The 15390-nt window shown below is 71.0% G+C and carries 17 protein-coding genes and 1 riboswitch; of the genes, 4 read left to right on the top strand and 13 right to left on the bottom strand.

The window, feature by feature from the left end; all coding sequences use genetic code 11:
* Positions 1-63: 63 nt before the first annotated feature.
* The gene (locus ACPPVW_RS14595; protein WP_426623819.1) at positions 64-2583 is read left to right on the top strand and encodes a DUF7507 domain-containing protein; all 2520 of its coding nucleotides are present in this window, start codon (positions 64-66) and stop codon (positions 2581-2583) included.
* A gap of 71 nt (positions 2584-2654) precedes the next feature.
* Here ACPPVW_RS14595 and ACPPVW_RS14590 read toward each other — a convergent pair whose 3' ends face one another.
* The 6 genes from ACPPVW_RS14590 to ACPPVW_RS14565 all read right to left on the bottom strand — a co-directional run bounded on the left by ACPPVW_RS14590 (position 2655) and on the right by ACPPVW_RS14565 (position 7047).
* Positions 2655-2921 carry a hypothetical protein gene (locus tag ACPPVW_RS14590; protein WP_426623818.1) on the bottom strand — a complete coding sequence of 89 codons (267 nt, stop codon included), beginning with the start codon at positions 2919-2921 and terminating at the stop codon, positions 2655-2657.
* Positions 2918-3547, bottom strand: coding sequence for an ATP-binding protein (locus ACPPVW_RS14585; RefSeq protein ID WP_426623817.1), 630 nt, complete (start codon positions 3545-3547; stop codon positions 2918-2920). The genes ACPPVW_RS14590 and ACPPVW_RS14585 overlap by 4 nt, the downstream gene beginning before the upstream one ends.
* Positions 3531-4310: an energy-coupling factor transporter transmembrane component T family protein gene (locus ACPPVW_RS14580; protein ID WP_426623816.1), complete on the bottom strand. Its 780-nt coding sequence runs from the start codon at positions 4308-4310 to the stop codon at positions 3531-3533. Before ACPPVW_RS14580 ends, ACPPVW_RS14585 begins: the two co-directional genes overlap by 17 nt.
* Positions 4307-5854, bottom strand: a complete 1548-nt coding sequence (locus tag ACPPVW_RS14575; protein ID WP_426623815.1) for an ABC transporter ATP-binding protein — start codon at positions 5852-5854, stop codon at positions 4307-4309. The genes ACPPVW_RS14580 and ACPPVW_RS14575 overlap by 4 nt, the downstream gene beginning before the upstream one ends.
* 23 nt (positions 5855-5877) lie before the next feature.
* The gene (locus ACPPVW_RS14570) at positions 5878-6498 is read right to left on the bottom strand and encodes an ECF transporter S component (protein ID WP_426623814.1); all 621 of its coding nucleotides are present in this window, start codon (positions 6496-6498) and stop codon (positions 5878-5880) included.
* A 32-nt stretch (positions 6499-6530) separates the two neighbouring features.
* Positions 6531-6632: riboswitch (TPP riboswitch) on the bottom strand.
* 79 nt (positions 6633-6711) lie between these two features.
* Entirely contained in the window at positions 6712-7047 is a 336-nt protein-coding gene (locus tag ACPPVW_RS14565) for a spore germination protein GerW family protein (protein WP_426623813.1), read from the bottom strand.
* 104 nt (positions 7048-7151) lie between these two features.
* Between ACPPVW_RS14565 and ACPPVW_RS14560 the strand changes: the two genes are divergently transcribed.
* Positions 7152-8066 carry an endonuclease/exonuclease/phosphatase family protein gene (locus tag ACPPVW_RS14560; protein ID WP_426623812.1) on the top strand — a complete coding sequence of 305 codons (915 nt, stop codon included), beginning with the start codon at positions 7152-7154 and terminating at the stop codon, positions 8064-8066.
* 53 nt (positions 8067-8119) lie between these two features.
* Here ACPPVW_RS14560 and ACPPVW_RS14555 read toward each other — a convergent pair whose 3' ends face one another.
* The 6 genes from ACPPVW_RS14555 to ACPPVW_RS14530 all read right to left on the bottom strand — a co-directional run bounded on the left by ACPPVW_RS14555 (position 8120) and on the right by ACPPVW_RS14530 (position 12392).
* Positions 8120-9394 carry a DNA polymerase IV gene (locus tag ACPPVW_RS14555; RefSeq protein ID WP_426623811.1) on the bottom strand — a complete coding sequence of 425 codons (1275 nt, stop codon included), beginning with the start codon at positions 9392-9394 and terminating at the stop codon, positions 8120-8122.
* A 126-nt stretch (positions 9395-9520) separates the two neighbouring features.
* Complete coding sequence (locus ACPPVW_RS14550) at positions 9521-10147, bottom strand: hypothetical protein (RefSeq protein ID WP_426623810.1); 627 nt, start codon at positions 10145-10147, stop codon at positions 9521-9523.
* A 51-nt stretch (positions 10148-10198) separates the two neighbouring features.
* A complete protein-coding gene (locus ACPPVW_RS14545) occupies positions 10199-10735 on the bottom strand; it encodes a DUF1697 domain-containing protein (RefSeq protein ID WP_426623809.1) in 537 nt (178 codons plus the stop codon).
* A gap of 3 nt (positions 10736-10738) precedes the next feature.
* Positions 10739-11053, bottom strand: a complete 315-nt coding sequence (locus ACPPVW_RS14540; protein WP_426623808.1) for a hypothetical protein — start codon at positions 11051-11053, stop codon at positions 10739-10741.
* Positions 11054-11197: 144 nt separating this feature from the next.
* A complete protein-coding gene (locus ACPPVW_RS14535; protein WP_426623807.1) occupies positions 11198-11959 on the bottom strand; it encodes a YidC/Oxa1 family membrane protein insertase in 762 nt (253 codons plus the stop codon).
* A gap of 91 nt (positions 11960-12050) precedes the next feature.
* Positions 12051-12392: a DUF6412 domain-containing protein gene (locus tag ACPPVW_RS14530; RefSeq protein ID WP_426623806.1), complete on the bottom strand. Its 342-nt coding sequence runs from the start codon at positions 12390-12392 to the stop codon at positions 12051-12053.
* An 87-nt stretch (positions 12393-12479) separates the two neighbouring features.
* Between ACPPVW_RS14530 and ACPPVW_RS14525 the strand changes: the two genes are divergently transcribed.
* Positions 12480-13145: an SDR family oxidoreductase gene (locus ACPPVW_RS14525; protein ID WP_426623805.1), complete on the top strand. Its 666-nt coding sequence runs from the start codon at positions 12480-12482 to the stop codon at positions 13143-13145.
* 29 nt (positions 13146-13174) lie between these two features.
* Positions 13175-14869, top strand: coding sequence for a long-chain-fatty-acid--CoA ligase (locus tag ACPPVW_RS14520; protein ID WP_426623804.1), 1695 nt, complete (start codon positions 13175-13177; stop codon positions 14867-14869).
* 57 nt (positions 14870-14926) lie between these two features.
* Here the strand turns inward: ACPPVW_RS14520 and ACPPVW_RS14515 are convergent, their stop codons facing one another.
* A complete protein-coding gene (locus ACPPVW_RS14515; RefSeq protein WP_426626311.1) occupies positions 14927-15361 on the bottom strand; it encodes a PaaI family thioesterase in 435 nt (144 codons plus the stop codon).
* Positions 15362-15390: the final 29 nt, after the last annotated feature.

Raw genomic sequence — 15390 nt, 5'->3', positions numbered from 1 at the left:
CAGGGTTCGGCCTCCCACCCGGGAGGCCGAACCCTGCGTCACGACGAAGACCACAAGGTAACGATGCCCTCCCACACCAAACCCCCGAAGCACGGAGCCCGTCCCTGGCTTGCACTGACCTTCGCCGCGACGCTCCTGGCGACGCTGGCTTCGACGGCCTGGCCTGTGGCGACCCCGTCGGCCCAGGCCGCCGGCGTCCTGACCTGCAGTGGGACGGCGGTCTACGGCGAAGTCCCCGGCGACGCGGCCGGGCCCAGCGCCTCCGAGGTCCTCGCCATCGACGGCACGTCCGTCGGCGGCGCGCAGCTGAGTGCGGCAGTCGAGTCGACCAGCACGACCCTCGGCCTGAACCCGAACGGGCTCGGCATCACCGCCGACGGCCGCGCGGCCTACAACGCCTCCGACCTCGGTGCGACCATCATGAGATACGACGCCGTGAACGGAACCTGGGCGAGCTACCCGGGAAACACTGCAGGGGTGTCCATCACCACCGGCGCGGTGGACCCCGTCTCCGGTATCTACTACTTCGGGGACGTCCAGACTTCCGGAGGCACGGAAGGGCACATCTGGGGCTTCGACACCCGGACGAACCAGCTCATCAGCAATGCCCCGCTGATCACGTTCACCGCGCCGGCGGGCCAGAACAACGGCGACATCGCATTCGACGGGGCGGGAAACCTGTACTTGGTCGCGTCGAATGCCACCAGCGGAACGTTGATGGTCATGCCGGCACCGCTGCCGCAGACCGCGGCGCAGGCGACGACCCTCGTCCCCACCGAGCTCAGCACCTTCACGGTGCCGGGGGGCGTCGCCGTCAACGGAATCGCTTTCGACGGCACCGGGACGCTCTACCTCAGTCAGGGCGGGACCAACGGCGTGTTCACGATCGACCCCGGGACGGGAACTCCCCGGGGCGCGTTGACTTCCCTCCCCGCGTCCCTGGCCGGGCCGACCGGGAGAGGCCTGATCGACCTCGCGAGCTGCGCCTTCCCGCCCACCGTCAGCGTCCAGAAGAACGTCGTCTCTCGCGTCAACCCGACCGACCAGTTCACCCTGACGGCCACGGGGCCGACCATCAGCCTCCCGGCCACTGCGACCACGGTGGGCACCGCCACCGGGCCGCAGCTGACGGCCGGCGGACAGGTGCTCCAGGCCGGCCCGGCGCTCGCGCGCTTCAATGACGCCTACACGGCCACGGAGACAGCGGCCGGCACCACCGACCTCTCCCGCTATCTCACGACCTACAGCTGCGTCGACACCGTCAACGCGACGAACCCCGAGTTCCCGATCACCGGGTCCGGAACGACCGCGACCTTCACACTCGATCCGTTCGCGGGCGAGTCGCCGTCGGTGGTCTGCACCTTCACGAACGAGGCGCGATCTCCGTCCCTTGCGCTCACGAAGTCGGCGACTCCCACCACCTTCACGCAGGCCGGCGACACCGTGGACTACGCGTACTCGGTGACGAACGACGGGAACACGAGCATCTCGGCGATCGACATCGCAGAGACGAACTTCACAGGCACGGGCACGCCCCCTGCACCGACGTGCGCGACCACCACGCTGGCCCCTGCGGCCAGCACCCAGTGCACCGCGAGCTATGTCGTGACGGCAGCGGACGTGGCGACCGGCTCCGTCTCGAACACGGCCGTGGCCTCGGGCCAGGACGCCGTGACCGGAGCCGTCACCAGCCCTGACGCCACGGCGGTCGTCGCCGTCGCCCCGGCGCCGGCCCTGACCCTCACCAAGTCGGTCGACCACGGCACCGCGAGCGGCCCTGGCGAGGTCGTCACCTACTCGTACGTGATTGAGAACACGGGCAACGTCCCCGTCACGGGTGTCGGCGTGACCGAGAGCAGCTTCACCGGCAGCGGACCGGTTCCGGTCGTCAGCTGTCCGGCCTCTGCCGCGTCGCTCGCGCCGGGAGCCTCCGTCACCTGCACCGCCCCGTACGAGCTGACCCAGCACGATGCGGACGCCGGGCACGTCGACAACACCGCCGTCGCCACCGGAGTCGATCCGGCGGGCGGCGCCGTCACCTCGACGGACTCGAGCGCGACCACCACGATCCCGGCGACGCCGAGCCTCACACTCGACAAGACAGCCAGCCCGACCACCATCACTGCGCGGGGTCAGAGCGTCGGCTACTCCTTCCGCGTCACCAACACCGGAAACGTCACCCTCAGCGATGTGTCGGTCACCGAGCAGGCCTTCTCGGGCACAGGGGGCCCGCTCATGGTCGTCTGCCCGACTCAGAACAGCATCGCAGCGGGCGCGTCGTTGACCTGCACAGCCGACTACCCGGTGACCGACGCGGACATCGCCTCGGGTCGGATCACCAACCGCGCGACGGCAGACGCCGCCGATCCGGCGGGGACGAGCCTCCACTCGGAGGAGTCCGAAGCCGTGGTCGACATCGCCGTACCCGCAGCGCCGGTCGTCGTCGATCACGCTGCTCTGCCTCACACGGGCAGCACCGTCCCGATGTGGCTCGCGCCCCTGGCCGGCCTACTCGCGCTGGCAGGAGGCGGTATCGCGATCATGATCATCGCCCGCCGCCGGTCGCAGAGTCAGGAGAACTGACCTCGTCAGAGTGCGCAGTGCAACGCCCCGGGGAGTCGCCCGCCTCCGGGGCGTTGCGCTGCCGACTCCGGCTAGAGCGACTCCTCGTCTTTGTCGGCCTCGACGGGGTCGCTGTCCGGCGCGTCGAAATGGTACGCGACATGGCGTTCGCCGTTCACGACCCGCTCCTGGCCCGCGACGTACCAGAACACGGACTCGAGCCCTTCGACCGCGGCGACGGCACCGATGCGCTCGTCCACGACGCCGCCGACCAGGAATCGCCGCTCGGCCGTCCCGGCAAGCGGGCCGTCCGCGTACTCGACGATGTATTCGGGGTTCGAGTGGGGTGTCTCGCTCATGGCACCACCGTAGACCCGGTCGCGTGCCGGGGTGCAGATGCGAGCGGCCAGTCGGTCACGTCGAGGACCAGGTCGGCGTTGGCGCGCGGGTCCTCCCTGTCCAGATAGCGCTCGAATACGGCCTGCCACTGATCCCAGTGCGACGCGAAGGTCTCACCGTCGCGGTCGAGGGCACGCTCCTTGCGCAGCTCGTCGTCCGCGTCGAGCCAGAGCGCGAGATGAGCCCAGCGCACGTTCGCTCCGGCGAGCGTGCCGCAGCCCTCGACCAGCACGGGCGCCCGCCCGGTCAGCTCGTGCCATTCGGCGGGACGTTCCCGGGTCCAGTCCCAGCGTCGCCACCGACCGATCCCGGAGGTCGCGAGCGGCTCGAGCAGCTCAGCGTGCAGCGAGCAGCTGGCGGCGTCGAGTCCGTCCCAACCCGGATAGAGGTCGTCCATCCGGACGATCCGCGGTGGCACGTCGCCGGGCCAGCGCGACAGGAGCAGATCGGCGAAGGAGCTCTTGCCCGCGCCGCTCGGCCCGTCGATCAGCACGACGGGCGCGGCGGCGCCCGCGGAAGCGGCGGCGGCGGCGACCGCAGCGAGCACCGTCTCCAGGCGGCGCTCAGCGTCAGGACCCCAGGACATTCCAGCTCCCCACTGCGATCGCAACGGCCGAGGCCGTCCCCGCCACGGCCAGGGCGACGACCAGCGCAGCCCAGTCCCGAGCGCGGAACACCGACGGTCGCGCCCAGGTCCGCTCAGTGGACGCCCCGAACCCGCGGGCCTCCATCGCGGTCGCCAGTTTCGAGCCGCGCCGGATGGACAGGACGAAGAGCGCGAACGACTGGCCGAGGAACCGGCGGAATGCTCCCGACTCCGCCACACCGCGTGCCCGCCTGGCCAACGACAGCGCGCGCCAGTCGTCGACGAACAGACCGACCAGCCGGAGGCCCGCGAGCGCGCCGACCACGAATCGCGCCGGCAGCTTCAGCAGCTGCGCCAGACCGTCCGCCAGATCCGTCGGGTCGATGGTGATGAAGAGCAGAACGGCGGGCAGCCCGATCGCCAGGACGCGCAGCAGGGTCGCGAGACCCAGCTGCAGCGATCCGGTGCTGACCTCGATCGCCCACCAGTGCAGATACACGGTGCCGCTCGTGCGACCGTAGAGCACCGTCGTCAGTGCCGCGAGCGGGGCCGCGATCAGGACCGGAGCGGTCCGGGCGAGCAGCACGACAGCCGGTATGCCGACGAAGCACAGCAGCACCCCCTCCAGCGCGAGTGCCACACCCGCCGACACCGGATCGATCGAAACGAGCAGCACGGCCGTCACGATGAGAGCCGCACCGAGCTTCGAGACCGGATTGAGGGTGGCGAGCGGGCCGCTGCGCACGGGTTCAGCGATGGTCATGCGACAGCCTCCTGGTGAGCGCCGACCCGGAGCTCGCTCGCACCCACAGCGGACGCGAACTGCGCATCGTGGGTGGCGGCGACGATCGCGTGGCCATCGGCCCGCAACGACGCGATCAGCTCGACGAGGCCACGCCACGTGGTCGCGTCCTGTCCGAAGGTGGGCTCGTCGAGCACGAGCATCCGCGGCCGCGTCGCGAGCGCCGTCCCCACGGACAGCCGGCGCTTCTGGCCTCCGGAGAGCGTATACGGGTTCGCCTCGGCCAGCGCGGCGAGGCCGAGCGCCTCCAGCAGCTCGGTCACGCGCCGATCGGTCTCGTCCGTGCTCAGGCGCAACGCGCGCGGCCCCGCGGCGAGCTCGTCGCGGACGGTGGAGGCGAGGAACTGGTGCTCCGGGTTCTGGAAGACACTTCCGATGCGGGTCAGCAGCTCCCGGGATCGCCAGGCACCCGGATCGGGGCCCGCGCCGTCCGCGAGAGCGGATGACGCGCTGAGTGTTCCGCCTAGTCGCGGCAGCAGCCCGCCGAGCGTGAGCGCGAGGGTCGACTTGCCGGCGCCGCTGCGCCCGGTCACCGCCAGAGCAGAGCCCTCCGCCACCGTGACGTCGGTGAGGAACGGAAGCGCGTGCTCGCCGAGCGCGGCATCGGGTCGACGCTGCCGGCCCTTCCCTCCGACCCCGCGACGGCGGCCGGAGAACAGAGGCGCACGGCCGACGGCGAGGTCGCGGGCCTCCAGCAATGGGGCTCCGACCGCGACCGTCGGCGGCTCGGGCACGGGCTCGTCCGGCAGCCACACGCCCGCACTCCGCAGGTCGCCCGCACCATCGGCGAGCACATCGTCCGGCACTCCGTCGGCGAGGACGCCGCCGGCGGCGTCGAGCACCACGACACGGTCGACCAGGTCGCGCCAGACCGCCACCCGGTGCTCGACGACGATCAGCGTGGCACCGGAGGCGGCGAGGACACCGGCGACCGCGTCCCGGACCTCCCGCGCACCCTCCGGGTCCAGATTCGCGGTCGGCTCGTCGAGCAGCAGCAGCCCGGGACGCATCGCGAGCAGGCCCGCGAGCGCGAGCCGTTGCTTCTGCCCTCCCGAGAGTTGCGCAGTCGAGCGGTCGAGCGGCAGGTCGAGACCGACCGCGCCAAGCGACGCGTGGACACGTGCCCACAGCTCGTCCCTGGGCACGCCGAGGTTCTCGCACGCGAACGCGACGTCGTCGCCCACACGCGCGAGGATCACCTGCGCGTCGGGGTCCTGCAGCAGCAGGCCGGAGCGGCCGCGCGCCTCCGCCGGAGCCCGGCCGTCGATGCGCAGCGACCCTTCGGTCTCGCCGTCGTCGTCACCGCCGAGCACCCCGGCGAGGCCGGCGAGCACCGTCGACTTTCCCGCGCCGGAGGCGCCGAGCAGGAGCACGCGTTCCCCCGGCTCCACCGACAGCGACAGCCCACGGACGGCCCAGGCGCTGCGCCCGGCGTAGCGCCAACCCCAGTCGCCGACCCGAACGGCGACCGGGGCAGGCGGCCTCGGAGACAATGAGTCCGACATCGGGTAACGTCCCGTCCCGCGGCCTAGACGCGTCCCGTCGCCTCGCGGCCCGCCGCGAACCGGCTGAGCGCGCCGGTGCGCGCGAGCGCCTTCACCAGCAGCCAGGAGCCCAGTCCGGCGACGACGACGCCCGAGATCGTCGTCGTGATCGTGTAGACGATGGCGAATTCCGGCTTGGCGCCCGGGTAGGAGTAGAGCAGGTCCAGGATCGACTCCGCGATCCCGGTGCCCGCGCCCGCGAGGAGGGCGGTGCCGAGCGTCCAGCGCGCGTAGAGGAACAGCGCGAAGACGATTTCGGCGCCGAGACCCTGCACGACCCCGGAGAGCAGCGTCGCGAAGCCCCACTGCGTGCCGATGAGCATCGAGACCACAGCAGCGACGACCTCACCGTAAAGCGCTGCGCCCGGCTTGCGGACGATCAGGGCGGTGAGCACCCCGGCGAACAGCCAGGGGCCGTTCAGGATGCCCTGGAACCCCGGGAGAACGGCGGTCACCGGACCGGAGATCGGGTTGTAGGCCTGACCCCAGACCCAGAAGACGACGCCGGATGCGACGGCGACCACACTGGCGACGACGATGTCGACGACTCGCCAGCGGAAGACGCGCTTGGCCGGTGCGGAGACGGACGAAATGGTTGCGTGCACTGGTCGTGCCCCTTCTCTTCAGAAATGAGGGCACGGGATGTGAGATGCCTCCCTGCGCTGGCATGACCCAGATCAGGTTCGACGGTCGAAACTTGGAGAAGTTTCCTCTCAGCCCGGCTCACCGGACTCCCGTGTTCAGGAGTCAGTGTATCCCTCCGGCGAGGAGGCGGAGCGAAGCAGTCCCGATCGTTCGGAGAGTCAGCGCACCGAGTGTCAGCGCTTGAGCGCTTTGATGACGCGCGTCCAGGCGTGACCGGCCACCCACACGAACGGGATGCCGACCGCGAGCAGCGTGATGATGTTCGGCCGGAAGCGCACGCCGGTCTCGTCGCTCACGTACGCGCCGAACGGGATGGCCGCACCGCCGCCTCCCGCGCCGCCCGGGGCGTCCTCGTCGCCGGTGCCGCCGCCTTCGCCGGCCCCGAAGCCGAACTGCACGGCGGCGACGGGGACGATTGTCGTGCCGTTGACGACGATCGGCTCGCCGTAGACGGACTTGATTCCGGAGGAGCTCATCGTCTCCGCGAGTTTGAGCGAGTTGTTCGTCATGGACTCACCGTACCCGTCGCCTCCCAGCCTGACCAGGGCGGTTCGCACCGCGCACACAGGGTTCGCGGCGGGTTCTCCCCGGCGGGACCGGAATAATCGGGCGAGTGCCCCGCTCCCGTCCTCGCCGCCCCCGCGGCCTGCTGACCGGGTTCGTCGCACTGGCTGTCGGCGCGGTCCTGCTCTGGCACGGGCTGCTCCCGGACACCGCGGGCGCGGCTTCGATGCTCGAGAGCTTCCTGCCGTGGCTCGGCGTGGCGCTCGTCGCGCTCGGGGTCGCGGCTCTCGTGCGGCTCTCGCTTTTCGCCGGTCTCGCCGTCGCGGCGGCCATGGCCGTCTGGTGGTCGGCGTTCGGGGTGGCCCTGCTCCCGTCGATGAGCGCGGGCTCGCCGCGCTTCACCGTGGTGAGCGAGAACCTCCATGCGCAGAACGTCGCTTCCGCCGACATCGCCAGGTCGCTCGCCGCCCGCTCCCCTGACGTCATCGCCCTGCAGGAGTTGGACGCCGACAACCTCCACGCGGTCGAGGAGGTGCTGGACGCGCCCTATCCGCACCACTACGTCGTCGGCACCGTCGGAATCTGGAGCACGCACGAGCTCATCGGCGGCAGCACAGTCGACCTCGCCCCCGGCTGGAGTCGTGGCCTCAGCGTCGACGTGGACACTCCCGGCGCGCCCACGCGCGTGTACGTCGTCCACCTGGCCTCCGCGCGTCCTCTCGCGACCGGGTCGCGCGACAGCATGCTCGAGACGCTGACGGAGACCGTCGCCCGCGACCACGCCGAGCGTCTTCTCGTCGTGGGCGACCTCAACACGGCCAGCACCGATCGCACGCTCGCCCCGCTGCAGAGCGAGCTGACGGAGGCCACGTCCAGCAGCGTCGGACTGGGCTTCACTTGGCCGGCTTCGTTCCCGGCCGTCCGGCTCGATCACGCGTTCGTGCGAGGGCTCACGACGGTCGGCAGCTCCGTGCTGGACGCGAACGGCTCCGACCATCGCGGCATCGAGGTGGGGCTGCGCTGACGTCCGGCTGCGCTGGTGTCCGGCCGCGCCGATTGCCGGCGGGCACCGCCCTCTCAGTCGCTCAGCCAGCGCGGGTTGCGGCCGTCGCGCTCGGCCTGCTCGGCATCGAGCGACCGGCGCACGAGAGAGGCCGGGCCGATCGCGCCGCGGCCGAAACGCGCGCTGACGGCGTCGAGCGTCCGCTCCGCCTCCCGCCACTCCTCGTCAGGGTCCCACAGCGCCGGCGTGTCGCCTCCCGCGTCCAGTAGCTGCTCCGCACGAACGCCGATCAGGCGGATCGGAGTGGAACGCGGGTCGATGCCCACGCTCTCGAAGATGTCCCAGGCCTCCTCGAACAGCCGCCGGCCGACGTTGGTCGGCTCGGCGAGCGTGCGCGATCGGGAGATCGTGCGGAAGTCGGAGTACCGGATCTTCAGGGCGATGGTCCGGCCGACCATGCCGTGCTTGCGCAGCCGTTCGCCGACCCGCCCCGACAGCCGCAGCAGTTCGCGGCGCAGCGTGTCGGCATCGTCGACGTCGACCGAGAAGGTGTTCTCGTGCCCGATGCTCTTCTCACGGGAGGCCGTGATCACCCGCCGCGGGTCGCGGCCGTGCGCCAGCTCGTGCAGCCGGTGCGCCGTCGCGTCGCCGACGGCACGCTGCAACACGGCGAACGGCGCATCCGCGAGATCGGCCACTGTGCGCATCCCCATGCGCTCGAGAGAGGCCTGAGTGCTGGCGCCGACGCCCCAGAGCGCGCCGACCGGCAGCGGCCGGAGGTACGCGACCGCCTCCGCAGGCGGGATCACGAGCATCCCGTCGGGCTTGGCGTGACCCGAAGCGAGCTTGGCCATGAACTTGGTGCCGGCGACGCCCACCGAGCAGGTCAGCCCGGTCTCGTCCCGCACCCGCGCCCTGATCAGCTCGGCGATCCGACGCGGCGAGCCGAGGAGGCGCCGGGCTCCGGCGACGTCGAGGAACGCCTCGTCGATGCTGAGCGGCTCGACCAGCGGGGTGACCTCGTGGAAGATCTGCATGACCTTGCCGGAGTACTCGGTGTACTTCTCGTAGTGCGGCGGAAGGATGATCGCGGTCGGGCAGAGCCGGAGCGCCTGCGACACCGGCATCGCACTGCGGACGCCGAATCGGCGCGCCTCGTAGGTGGCGCTGGTGACCACACCGCGGCCTCCCGCATGCCCCACGATCGCCGGCTTGCCGCGCGCGTCTGGCCGGTCGAGCAACTCGACCGAAGCGAAGAAGGCGTCCATGTCGACGTGCAGGATCGTGGCGTCGGAGTCGTCGACGGCGGCGGTCGTCACCCGCCGATCGCTGCCGTCCGTCTTACCCACGGAAGAATTGTCCCACCCAATACCGCATCCCACCCTCGAAGGCCGTCGAAGGGCACGCTTACGCCCCTAAAACGTTCGTTTAGGGGCGTTAAGGTGCCCATCGGCGGGAGGTCTGACCGCGCGGCGTCAGACCAGCGCGGCGACGAGCGGGCGGAACCAGTCGCGGAAGGCTCGCGAGTCCTCGCGCAACGAGGTGCTGACCACCACCGTGTGCGGCCCGACGATCCAGGCGCCGCTCTCGGCGAGCGGCAGCACGTCGAGGTCCAACCGGAAGTAGCCGGTCTGACGACGGAGGTCGTGCTCGCGCTCGTGCACGACGTCCACGATGTCCGCCGCGCGCTGCGCGTGCTGCTCCGCGCTCGTCCGCGCGTACTCCGCGTGACGGTCGCGCGCCCAGCGGGCCGCCGCATCGTGGTGGGCCAGCACGAAGTCCTGCAACTCCAGCGCCCGGTCGAGCGCAGCGAAGTGCGGAGGCTGCAGCAGCGGGGTCAGCGGCCGGTGCTCCCGATCGGCGGCCGCCTCGAAGAGCGCGTCCCACTGCCCCGTCAAGGCACTCCGTGCCGCCGGGCTCACCGCTCGGCCGCCTCCCGTTGCGCCGCCCTGCAGCACGGGCACGACCGTGGGCGTCACCCGAGGCAGCGCGTGCGTGCCAGCGCCTTCGAGACCGGCGAGGTCACGCAGGGCGAGCGCGACCAACAGGTCCCACGGACAGTCCTCTGTGACCTGCCATCGAAGCGTGCCCTCGACGAACATGCCGACATTGTAAGAGCAGGCGGTGACACCGAGCAGGGAGTTTCTCCGGCGTCAACCGCGCCGGTCGAGTTCCGCGAGCAGCCGCAGCACGGTGCGCTGATTGCGGGCCGTCGCGACCTGCCCGACCTGGCGCCAGAACGCCGGCGGGACGACCGATTTCGAGACGCCCAGCGGGCTCCACTGGTAGATCGCACGCACCCCGAGCCGCACCCGCTCGGGAGCCAGTTCGTCGTCCGCCGGCGCGACCACGTTAGCCGGGAGGTCGTGGTCGAGGAAGGTGACGACCAGCCGCGAGTCGTCGTCCGAGACCTCCAGGAGAGGGTTCGCGGCGGCGAGCTCACGGAAGACGCGATCCTCCAGGAGGACGGCTCCCGCCTCCACACCCGACGACTTCTTCAGCGCGGCCGCGATGATCGCCGTGTGCCGCGCGGTCGGCGCCGCCGCAGACCGGAACACGACGTTGCCGCTCTGCAGGAGCGTCACGACGTCGTCGAAGCCTGCCGCGACGAACGCCGCGGCGAGGTCGGCCTTGGCTACGCGCGCGTTGCCTCCGACGTTGATCCCGCGGATGAGCCCGACGCCCAGCATCGCTCAGCCCTCGCCGACAGGGTCTGCGGCGACGAGCAGCGCCGACAGGATGACGGCCGTCTCGAACGGGCCGCTCCCGTCGCGCCGCGACTGCGGCTCGCTGAACGCCACGACCCACGTGGTGTAGCCGTCGGTGGGCAGCGACACCTGCCTCAGACCGCGATCGCCGGGCGCGATGATCACACCGGTCGGTTCGTCTGGCCAGTCGGTGTCGACGGCGGGCTCGTGCTCGAGAACGTAGACCTGTACGCCCACGCCGAGCCCGGGGACGGCGGCTCGCGGGTCGCGGGGAGGTCGGGGGCGATCACGCTTCCACATGGTTCAAGCATCCCATCCCGATTGCGTCGATCCATCTCGCCGTCTCTGAGCGGGGCGGCACGGCGGCGCCCTTCGACGACGAAGCCGGCCTTCTCGCAGCCGCGCTGCGCCCGCGGGTCGACGGCGTCGACCTCCAGCTCGGCTTCAGTGCGATGGCGATGGCGCCGGCCTCCCTCGTTCCGGGTCGAGCAGGCGACGAAGCGTCGGGCGCTCGACGATGGTCCATGCTGTCGAGGTCAGAATGTACACGGCCGCCGCGAGCGGCACGAACGCGGCGAACACCACCGTGACGTACGGGAGGAACGAGAGCGCACGAAGGGCACCCGTCGGCGCCGGGCTCGCCTTGGGCGGGGGAACGGCGAGCACGCGCCGTGACACGGTCGTGAGCGCAGCGATGAGGACCAGAACGGCCGCGAACACCCAGAAGCCTGGCCAGACGGATGCCGAGGCCGTGAGGCCGACGAAGCTCGTGCCGAGAGGCGCGCCGAAGATGTGCGCGCCGAGAAGCGCGTTGGAGTATCCCGCGATCGTGGCGTGCGTGAAGATCGCGTAGACGAGGGAGATCACTGGAAGCTGCGCCAGCAGGGGCAGCGTCCCGGCGAACGGCGAGGTGCGCTCGGCCTGGTAGAGCTCCATGGTCTTGCGGGCGAGGAGCTCCCGGTCGGAGCCGTGCCGGCGCTGGAGGTCGGCGAGAGCGGGCGCGAGGCGCCGCCGGGTGTACTCGGCGCGCACCTGGCTGACACCGACGGGGATGAAAAGGGCCCGTACGAGCACCGTCAGGACGACGATGGCGACGAGGGCCGCAGCCGAGCCGGCCACGGGTTCGACGGATGCGGAGAGTGCGGTGACGAAGCCGTAGGCGGCGTCGAGAACGGCCGCGATCGGCGGCCACGAGAAGAAGTCCATCTGGGGTCATCCCTGCTGTCGGAACGGACGATGACGTCGTCTGGCCGCGCAGGAGCCGAAGCAAGAGGCTCTGGGGCGAAGTGACGCCCCGCTACGCGACCGGCAGAGGGATGCCGGGAGCCCGCGGCCGGGGATGCCCGTCGGCGTCCGGATCGGCCTGGCTCTCGAGCAGCCAGCCGGCGGTCGGCTGCGACGGATTCGACCACGCCGCACGCACGCGCAGGGAGGCTGCCAGCGCCGCCACGGAGCGCACCGCGGCGGCTGCGATCACCGCGACCAGCCCGATCGCTCCGGCGAGACCAGCGATGGCCACCAGGCCCGATGCGCTCGACGGCCCGAACCCGATCGAGGACGCCGCCGCGCTCACAGACAGGGCCGCACTCGAGGACACGGCCGCCACCAGTCGCGCGACGAGTTCCAGCAGTACGGCCATGCTCCTGACCGTAGCGCACCCCGCCCCGGAGCTCAGGAACGTTCGCCGTGAGCGGACCACCGGCGCAATCAGGGGCAAGATGGAGGCATGTCTCGAGTCGCGATCGTCGGAGCCCACGGAAAAGTCGCCCAGCAACTCATGCGGGTGCTCTACGACGACGGGGACGACTTCGTCGGCCTCGTCCGCGCCGACGAGCACGCCGACGACGTCTACCGGCTCGGCGGGGAGGGCATCGTGCTCGACATCGAGCAGTCGGACTCCGACGCGATCGCCCAGGCGATCGCCGGCTGCGACGCGGTCGTGTTCACGGCCGGCGCCGGGCCGGGCTCCGGCGTCGCGCGCAAGCGGACGGTCGACTACGCGGGGTCGGTGAAGTCGGCGCAGGCCGCCGCGCGCGCCGGCATCCGCCGCTTCGTCCAGCTGAGCGCATGGGGCGTAGACTCCCCCGTCGCTGCCGACGCCGATCCGCAGTGGCGCGCCTACGTGGAGGCGAAGCGCGACGCGGACTCGGAGCTTCGGTCGTCCGGTCTCGACTGGACCATCCTGCGCCCCGGGCGCCTCACCGTCGACGACGGAACCGGCGATGTCTTACTCGGGGAGAGCGTTCCGCTCGGCGAGATCGCCCGCGAGGACGTGGCGCGCCTGATCGCCGCCTGCCTCGCGGATCCCGCCACCGTCGGACGCACCTGGGAGGTCGTCTCCGGAGCTACGCCGATCGAGGAGGCCGTGCGCTCTCTGACGCAGGCCTCATAGCGGCGCTCGCCCCCGTAGAATCTGACAACGTGAGCATCTACACCGATCGCCCCTGGGTCGCCGGCTACGCGCCGGACGTGCCCGCCGACATCGACCTCCCGGACGGATCCCTCGCGCATCTCATCGACGCCTCCGTCGCGACGTACCGCAAGCACGTCGCCCTGGAGTTCTTCGGTGCGACGACGACCTATGCCGAGCTCGGCGATCAGATCGCCCGCGCGGCCGAGGGGCTGCGCGAGCGCGGAGTGCGCAAGGGCGACCGCGTGGCGCTGGTACTGCCGAACTGTCCCCAGCATGTGGTGGCCTTCTACGCGGCGCTCCGGCTGGGCGCCGTCGTCGTCGAGCACAACCCGCTGTACACGCCTCGCGAGCTGCGGCACCAGTTCGAGGATCACGGCGCGACTGTCGCGATCGTTTGGGACAAGGTCGCTCGCACCGTGCAGGAGCTCCCGGCCGATCTCGGGGTGACCACGATCATCTCGGTCGACATCACCCGCGGAATGCCCGCGAGCAAGCGGTTCGCGCTGCGCCTCCCTGTGCCCGCCGCACGCAAGGCGCGCGAGCAGCTCACTGCGAAGGTCTCCGGCACGATCACCTGGGAGTCCCTGGTCTCGTCGCGCCGGCTGAAGGCCTCTGTGCCGCGACCGGAGCGCGACGACCTCGCCCTCATCCAGTACACGAGCGGGACCACCGGGCAGCCGAAGGGCGTCATGCTCAGCCATCTGAACCTCGCCGTGAACGCGGCCCAGGCCCGGGCCTGGGTGCCGACCATCGAGCGCGGCACGTCTGTCGTGTATGCCGTGCTCCCGCTCTTCCACGCCTACGGGCTCACCCTCTGCCTGACCTTCGCGATGAGCATGGGCTCACGGCTCGTCCTCTTCCCCAAGTTCGACCCGGACCTGGTGCTCGACGTCGTCAAGAAGCACCCGCCGACGTTCCTGCCCGCCGTCCCTCCCATCTACGAGCGACTCGTGCAGGCCGCCGAGAAGCGCACGGTCTCCCTGTCGGGTATCGACATCGCGATCTCGGGAGCGATGAGTCTGCCGTCATCGATCGTCGACCTCTGGGAGTCGAAGACCGGCGGTTACCTCGTGGAGGGCTACGGACTGTCGGAGTGCTCGCCGGTCCTTATTGCGAACCCGGTCGGCGCGACCAGGAAGGCCGGCGCCGTCGGCCTCGCGCTCCCCGGCACAGATCTGCGCGTGGTCGATCCGGACGACCTGGACACCGATCGCGCCTTCGGCGAGGAGGGCGAGCTGCTCGCCCGCGGACCCCAGGTCTTCTCGGGCTACTGGCGCAAGACGGACGAGACGGCGAAGGTCTTCACGAAGGACGGCTGGTTCCGCACCGGCGACATCGTCACGATGGATCCTGACGGCTTCGTGCGCATCGTCGACCGCATCAAGGACCTCATCGTCACGGGCGGCTTCAATGTCTCGCCGACCGAGGTGGAGGACGCCCTGCGCGGCTTCGAGGGCGTCGCGGACGTCGCCGCGGTCGGACTCCCGCACCGCCACGGCGGGGAGGACGTGGTCGCTGCGGTCGTGATGGAGCCGGGGGCGTCGTTCGACGAGGACGCCATCCGCGCCTTCGGCCGCGATTGCCTGACCGCCTACAAGGTCCCCAAGCGCGTCGTGCAGGTGGACGAGCTGCCGCGCAGCATCGTCGGCAAGGTGATCCGCCGCAAGGTGCGCGACCAGCTGCTCGCGGCGAAGCAGGACTGACGCGCGCTCAACCGATAGGACAGCGCGGCCGATGGCCAGCTCAGCCGATCGGGCAGCTCAGCCGATGGGGAAAACGAGCAGCGACCCCGTGGCCGTCGCGACCGTCTTGCCCGTCCCGTCCGTGACGACTCCGTCGGCGAACGCGACGCGGTTGCCCGGTTTCGTCACCGTCGCACTGCACGTCAGCGGGCCGCTGCTCGCGAACACCGGCCGCAGGTAGTTGACCTTGATCTCGATCGACGTGTAACCCTGGCCGACCGCCAGCGTCGTCTGCACCGCACAGCCGAGCGCTGAGTCGAGCAGCGTGCACATGAGTCCGCCGTGCACCGTGCCGATCGGATTGTAGTGCGACTCGTCGGGCTCGCAGACGAAGACCGCGCGCCCAGGCTCCGCCTCCGTCAGCGTCATGCCCATCAGGCTCGCGATCGGAGGGGGCGGCAGCTCGCCCGCGATCATCTTGTGCAGGTACTCCAGGCCGCTCACCGTCGGCATCACCGCGACGCCCGGCGCCGGATCCTCCC

Source organism: Leifsonia sp. McL0607, assembly GCF_049993355.1.
In the GTDB taxonomy this organism is placed as follows: Bacteria; Actinomycetota; Actinomycetes; order Actinomycetales; family Microbacteriaceae; genus Leifsonia.
This window is presented reverse-complemented; position numbering and strand designations above follow the sequence as displayed.

What these genes read in the sequence shown, in the direction of transcription:
- ACPPVW_RS14545 (WP_426623809.1), bottom strand. Translation starts at nt 10,735, where the DNA reads ATGCTGGGCGTCGGGCTCATCCGCGGGATCAACGTCGGAGGCAACGCG.
- ACPPVW_RS14585 (WP_426623817.1), bottom strand. Translation starts at nt 3,547, where the DNA reads ATGTCCTGGGGTCCTGACGCTGAGCGCCGCCTGGAGACGGTGCTCGCT.
- ACPPVW_RS14540 (WP_426623808.1), bottom strand. Translation starts at nt 11,053, where the DNA reads ATGTGGAAGCGTGATCGCCCCCGACCTCCCCGCGACCCGCGAGCCGCC.
- ACPPVW_RS14580 (WP_426623816.1), bottom strand. Translation starts at nt 4,310, where the DNA reads ATGACCATCGCTGAACCCGTGCGCAGCGGCCCGCTCGCCACCCTCAAT.
- ACPPVW_RS14550 (WP_426623810.1), bottom strand. Translation starts at nt 10,147, where the DNA reads ATGTTCGTCGAGGGCACGCTTCGATGGCAGGTCACAGAGGACTGTCCG.
- ACPPVW_RS14590 (WP_426623818.1), bottom strand. Translation starts at nt 2,921, where the DNA reads ATGAGCGAGACACCCCACTCGAACCCCGAATACATCGTCGAGTACGCG.
- ACPPVW_RS14565 (WP_426623813.1), bottom strand. Translation starts at nt 7,047, where the DNA reads ATGACGAACAACTCGCTCAAACTCGCGGAGACGATGAGCTCCTCCGGA.
- ACPPVW_RS14515 (WP_426626311.1), bottom strand. Translation starts at nt 15,361, where the DNA reads ATGCCGACGGTGAGCGGCCTGGAGTACCTGCACAAGATGATCGCGGGC.
- ACPPVW_RS14575 (WP_426623815.1), bottom strand. Translation starts at nt 5,854, where the DNA reads ATGTCGGACTCATTGTCTCCGAGGCCGCCTGCCCCGGTCGCCGTTCGG.
- ACPPVW_RS14525 (WP_426623805.1), top strand. Translation starts at nt 12,480, where the DNA reads ATGTCTCGAGTCGCGATCGTCGGAGCCCACGGAAAAGTCGCCCAGCAA.
- ACPPVW_RS14595 (WP_426623819.1), top strand. Translation starts at nt 64, where the DNA reads ATGCCCTCCCACACCAAACCCCCGAAGCACGGAGCCCGTCCCTGGCTT.
- ACPPVW_RS14535 (WP_426623807.1), bottom strand. Translation starts at nt 11,959, where the DNA reads ATGGACTTCTTCTCGTGGCCGCCGATCGCGGCCGTTCTCGACGCCGCC.
- ACPPVW_RS14530 (WP_426623806.1), bottom strand. Translation starts at nt 12,392, where the DNA reads ATGGCCGTACTGCTGGAACTCGTCGCGCGACTGGTGGCGGCCGTGTCC.